This window comes from Frankia sp. Mgl5 (assembly GCF_023242985.1).
GTDB classification, from domain to species: Bacteria; Actinomycetota; Actinomycetes; order Frankiales; family Frankiaceae; genus Parafrankia; species Parafrankia soli.
Window position 1 is genome coordinate 1 of the sequence record NZ_JALKFY010000737.1, and the last position, 2,787, is coordinate 2,787.

At 74.1% G+C, this 2,787-nt stretch carries 2 protein-coding genes; both read right to left on the reverse strand.

Annotated features, from left to right (window positions below; all coding sequences use genetic code 11):
- Window positions 1–1,672, reverse strand: a 1,672-nt coding sequence (locus MXD62_RS27210; protein ID WP_248832257.1) for a beta-ketoacyl synthase N-terminal-like domain-containing protein, incomplete at its 3' end; no start/stop codon positions are given.
- A 95-nt stretch (window positions 1,673–1,767) separates the two neighbouring features.
- On the reverse strand, window positions 1,768–2,787 hold a 1,020-nt coding region (locus tag MXD62_RS27215), incomplete at its 5' end, for an acyl carrier protein (protein WP_248832256.1).

Here is a 2,787-nt window from a genome sequence, read left to right on the forward strand (position 1 = left end):
GGTTGAACACGGTGCGGGTGGCGAGGGCGGCGGCCAGGTCGTCCACGGAGAGAACACCGCCACCGGCCCCGCCGTCGCTACCAGCACCGGTCTCGCGCAGGTGTGCGGCCAGGCGGCGGCCCTGTTCGCGGACCGCCGCGTCGCTGCGCGCCGACAACGGCACCAGAACCGGCTGCGTCCGCTCGCCGGCCCGCTCCGCGTCTGCCCGGCCTGGCCTGGTCTCCGCCGAGGAGGATTCGGCGGCTGGCGAGTCTGGCCCGGTGTCCGTCGGTGTCGCGGTGCTGGTGGCCGGGGCCTGCTCGATGATGACGTGCGCGTTCGTTCCGCTGACCCCGAACGCGGAGATGCCGACCCGCCGTGGGGCGCCTGTCTCCGGCCAGGGGCGCGACTTCGTGAGCAGTTCCACCGCGCCGGCGGACCAGTTGACGTAGGGAGTGGGCTCGTCGACGTGCAGGGTGCGGGGGAGTAGCCCGTTCTGGATCGCGAAGACGGTCTTGATGATGCCGGCGGCGCCGGCGGCGGCCTGGGTGTGCCCGATGTTGGACTTGAGGCTGCCGAGCCAGAGGGGCCGGTCGGCCGGTCGGTCCTGGCCGTAGGTGGCGAGGATGGCCTGCGCCTCGATCGGGTCGCCGAGGGTGGTGCCGGTGCCGTGGGCCTCGACCGCGTCGATGTCGGCTGGGCTCAGCCGGGCCCCCGCGAGGGCCGCGCGGATGACCCGCTGCTGCGACGGGCCGTTCGGCGCCGTCAGACCGTTCGAGGCGCCGTCGGAGTTCACCGCGCTGCCGCGCACGACGGCGAGGACGGGATGGTTGTTGGCCTGGGCGTCGCTGAGGCGTTCGAGCAGCAGGATGCCGACGCCCTCAGCCCATCCGGTGCCGTCGGCGGCGGCCGCGAAGGCCTTGCAGCGCCCGTCCGGGGAGAGACCGCGTTGGCGGGAGAACTCGATGAACGGCGCCGGCGAGGACATCACCGCGACGCCCCCGGCGAGCGCGAGGTCCGCCTCGCCGTTGCGCAGCGCCTGCGAGGCCAGGTGCACGGCGACGAGCGAGGACGAGCAGGCCGTGTCGACGGTGACCGACGGCCCCTCGAAACCGAACGTGTACGAGATCCGTCCGGACAGCACGCTGCCGAGCGTGCCCAGCCCGATGTAGGCCTCCAGCTCGTCGGGAATCTCGTGCAGGCGGGCCGCGTAGTCCTGCCCGGCGATGCCGGCGAACACGGCGGTGCGGCTGCCGCGCAACGTCGTCGGGTCGATGCCGGCCCGTTCGAACGCCTCCCAGGCCGTCTCCAGCAGCAGGCGTTGCTGGGGGTCGGTGGCGACCGCCTCCCGGGGGGAGATGCCGAAGAACTCGGCGTCGAAGTCGGCGGCGTCGTGCAGGAAGCCGCCGTGGCGGGTGTAGGACTTCCCGGCCACGTCCGGGTCGGGATCGAACAGGTCGTCGACGTCCCAGCCGCGGTTGCCGGGGAACTCGCTGATCGCGTCGCGCTCGCCCGCGACCAGGTCCCACAGCTGCTCCGGCGTGGTCACCGAGCCGGGCAGGCGGCAGGCCATGCCGACGATCGCGATCGGCTCCCGGCGGCTCGACTCGACCTCCCGCAGACGCTTCTGCGCCGCCCGTGCGTCGTTGAGCGCCCGCTTCAGGTAGGTGCGCAGCTTGTCGTCATCGGCCATGGTCATGGACTCCCTTGCGAAGAACCGCGGTCGCTTCCACCCCGCGGCCGGAACGAGCGGCGGCCGGGACGAGGAACCGCCAGCTGACGGTGGATTCAGGACAGCTCGACATCGCTGTCCATCAGGGCGAACAGCTCGTCGTCCGTGGCGGAGTCGAGATCGATCTCGTCGTCGGCGTCGGCGAGCACCGGGACTACCGGGACGACGGCGGTCCAGCGCGAGACCAGTGCGCGCAGCCTGGTCACCGCCTCGGCGGTGTCGGCGTTGTCGCCGCCGCTCGCCTCCAGCGCCGCCTCCAGCTGGTCCAGGACCCGCAGCGGCGAGGATGTCGGTGCGGGAGCGGACCCCAGCTCGGCGGCGAGGAGACCGGCGATCGCGGCCGGGGTCGGATAGTCGAAGACGAGCGTGGCCGGCAGGGTGAGCCCGGTCGCCGCGTTCAGCCGGTTACGCAGGTCGACCGCGGTCAGCGAGGTCAGTCCCAGCTCGCTGAACGCCCGGGTGGCACCGACGGTCGCCGGGCTGTCGTGGCCGAGGACCACCGCGGCCTCCCCACGGACGAGGTCGAGCAGCAGACCGTCGCGTTCGTTCGGCGCGAGCCCGGCGAGCTGCTCGCCCAGGGTCGGCCCGGACGGGGCTGCCGGCAGCCCGGCCAGCGCGGCGTCCACGGCGTCGGCGACGACCTCGCCGTCGACGACGCGCACCGGTGTCGGGTCGAGCCAGTAGCGCCGCCGCTGGAAGGCGTAGGTCGGCAGGGCGACCCGGCGCCGGACGGCCGGCGTCGCCGCGGGCGCGGGCGCGGGTACGGTCACCGCCACGGTCGGGTCCGTACCGAGGGCGACGCGCCAGTTCACCGGGGCGCCGCGGACCCAGGCCTCGGCCAGGGCCGCCTGGAACTTGGCGGGCCCGCCGGCGTCACGCCGCAGCGTCTCGGTGATGGCGACCGGCCCGCGGGCGGGAACGGAGCCGGCCGTGCTCTGGTCGTTCGCCTCGTCTCCGGTTCCCGCCTCGCCGCGGGCCGGCGCGTTCGCGGTGGGAGCCGCGTCGAGGGTTTCGGCGAGGGCGGTGGTGAGGACGGGGTGGGGGCTGATTTCGAGGAACAGGTCGTGGCCGGTGTC